2 protein-coding genes are annotated in these 2,583 nt (G+C 33.3%); both read left to right on the top strand.

Features of this window, described 5'->3' with window-relative positions; all coding sequences use genetic code 11:
* The first annotated feature begins 295 nt into the window (after positions 1-295).
* Positions 296-1,051, top strand: a complete 756-nt coding sequence (locus H6F32_RS20790) for a phosphoribosyltransferase (protein WP_242031212.1) — start codon at positions 296-298, stop codon at positions 1,049-1,051.
* Between the two features lie 19 nt (positions 1,052-1,070).
* Positions 1,071-2,321 carry a DNA-processing protein DprA gene (locus H6F32_RS20130; RefSeq protein WP_190371042.1) on the top strand — a complete coding sequence of 417 codons (1,251 nt, stop codon included), beginning with the start codon at positions 1,071-1,073 and terminating at the stop codon, positions 2,319-2,321.
* Positions 2,322-2,583 lie beyond the last annotated feature (262 nt).

Genomic DNA, 2,583 nt, shown 5'->3' with positions numbered 1-2,583 from the left:
TAATTAAGTTTAGTAAATTTCATCGTTAATTAATTTCTTAATGCACCCTATCATCATTCTCTCATAAAATTAATACCCGTCATTTATTTAATCTATTACTATTAACAATTCTCAATCAGTCTGATTCAATAACATCTTCATTATTGCAGTACACATATACTAATAATTAGCGATCGCTGTGCCAGTTGCGTAAGTCCTGCAAGGTTCAAAATGGTATCTTACAGCAGTTCATTATCAATACAACAGGGAAAAAATTGAACTTCTAACACAAATTCGCAGACGGGAACAAGAGCGAATGTTAGAATATATGAAAAGTCAACAATGTTTAATGGCTTTTTTAGCAACAGAATTAGATGATCCCAATCCACAAGAATGTGGTAGATGTACAGTGTGTGTAGGTACACGCTTATTACCGGAAACTGTTACCAATGCACGAGTAAATAAAGCAAATTTATTTTTACGTCGGAGTAACCAAATTTTAGAACCGCGTAAACAATGGCCTTCACAAGCATTATTAACTTATAAATTTTCGGGAAACATCAAAACTAATTTAAGAGCAGAAACAGGAAGAGCATTATCTTTATGGGGTGATGCCGGTTGGGGAGAATTAGTTAAAAAAGGAAAATATAGAGATAATCATTTTGATGATGAACTTGTACAAGCTACCTTTGAGATGATTCAAAATTGGCAACCTCAACCCTTTCCGACTTGGGTTACTTGTGTTCCTTCTTTAAATCGTCCAGAACTTGTACCTAACTTTGCCAAAAGACTAGCAGATAAATTAGGATTACCATTTAAACCAGTTGTCCGCAAAATTCGGCACACTCAGTTACAAAAAAATATGAGCAATAGTTATCAACAAGCTCATAATTTAGATGGAGCTTTTTTAATTGAATCTTGGCAAGGAATGAGTGGTAATGTATTCTTAATTGATGATATGGTAGATTCCCGTTGGACTTTTACTGTAATTGCTGCACTTTTACGTAATACTGGAAGTGGGTTAGTTTATCCTGTAGCATTAGCTCTTAATTCATTGGGTCAAGAGGATTAGAAATATTATGTTTAATACTATGTCAAATCATATCCTACAACCAGATACTCAAGCAATATTGCTATTGTGTGCTAGTTTTGGGCAAAATCGTCAAACTGAACCGTTACCTCTAACTTTAAGTGAATATAACTTGTTAACAGAATGGTTACGTGAAAATCAAATGCGTCCAGCAGATTTACTACAAAAAACAGCCAGAGAAAAAATACAAAAAACAACTATTAATAAACTTAATCTTGATAGACTTATAGCTTTATTAGAACGGGGTTTAATGCTAAGTTTAGCAGTAGAAAAATGGACAAGTCACGGTTTATGGATATTAGGACGTGGTGATTCTAAATATCCTAAACGTCTCAAACAAATATTAAAACATTCATCACCAGCTATTATTTATGGAGTGGGAAATGTAGAATTATTATCTTTAGGGGGATTAGCAATTGTAGGTTCTCGTGATGTAGATGAAGAGATGATTCAATACACACAAAGAGTAGCAAAAACTTGTTCTCAACAAAATATACAAGTAATTTCTGGAGGTGCAAGAGGTATAGACCAAGAATCAATGTTAGGTATTTTAAATAATGGAGGAACTTCTGTTGGTGTATTAGCTGATAGCTTAACTAAAGCAGCAGTAAATAGTAAATATCGCTCTGCTATTCGAGAAGGTAGATTAGCTTTAATTTCTAGCTATGATCCTGATGCGGGATTTAATACAGGTAACGCAATGGGAAGGAATAAATATATTTATAGTTTAGCTGATTATGCTTTAGTTGTTAAGTCTGATTTGGAAAAAGGTGGGACTTGGAATGGTGCGGTAGAAGCATTATCTAAAATCAAAGAAATTCCTGTATTTGTCAACATGATATCTCCCATTGCAGAAGGAAATCAAGAATTATATAATCGAGGTGCAAAACCGTTTCCTTCAGAATTTGAAAATACTAACTTGAGAGAAGTTTTAATAAAAGAAGTTGTTGATAGTGAACCGAGCAAAACAGCAACAATGGTAGACAATAATAACAATATTGCACCAGATTTTAAAAATATTTCTAAAGATTGGTATGAAGATTTCTTGCGTTTAATACTAGATTATTTACATCAACCGAAATCCCCGAAAGATATTGAAACTTATTGTAAATCTAATACAGGATTGATTTCAGGACAGATAAAAGTTTGGTTAACAAGAGCCATGGATGAAAATAAAGTCATTAAAACAAAAATAAAAAATCGCGTTATGTATAAGGTTCATCCATCAGTTAATCAATTATCTTTGTTGTAATTTTCGGTGGTTTGTTGGTGATGAAAGTTGTATTTGTCTGAATCAGGATATCCAGGATTCAAGGATTGACAGGATGATAATTTTTAGATCCCACATTCCGCACCCCAAACTGTCACAGAGGGAAATTACGTAGAGAAAAAATTAAAGGGAGCATCAAAACAAACATATAAAGTGAAAAAAGGCATTTGAGAAACAGTAAATCACCAAAAACGTCATCAAAACCTATTCTCAATAAGAACCAATAAGAATGCACACCACCTGG

Source organism: Anabaena sp. FACHB-1237 (assembly GCF_014696225.1).
GTDB lineage: Bacteria > Cyanobacteriota > Cyanobacteriia > Cyanobacteriales > Nostocaceae > FACHB-1237.
The sequence above is the reverse complement of the archived record's forward strand: the minus strand, read 5'-3'. Positions and strand labels throughout refer to the sequence as shown.

Bases quoted from the DNA above. Each gene is read 5' to 3' on its own strand.
- H6F32_RS20790 (WP_242031212.1), top strand. From the start codon at position 296: ATGTTAGAATATATGAAAAGTCAACAATGTTTAATGGCTTTTTTAGCA.
- H6F32_RS20130 (WP_190371042.1), top strand. From the start codon at position 1,071: ATGTCAAATCATATCCTACAACCAGATACTCAAGCAATATTGCTATTG.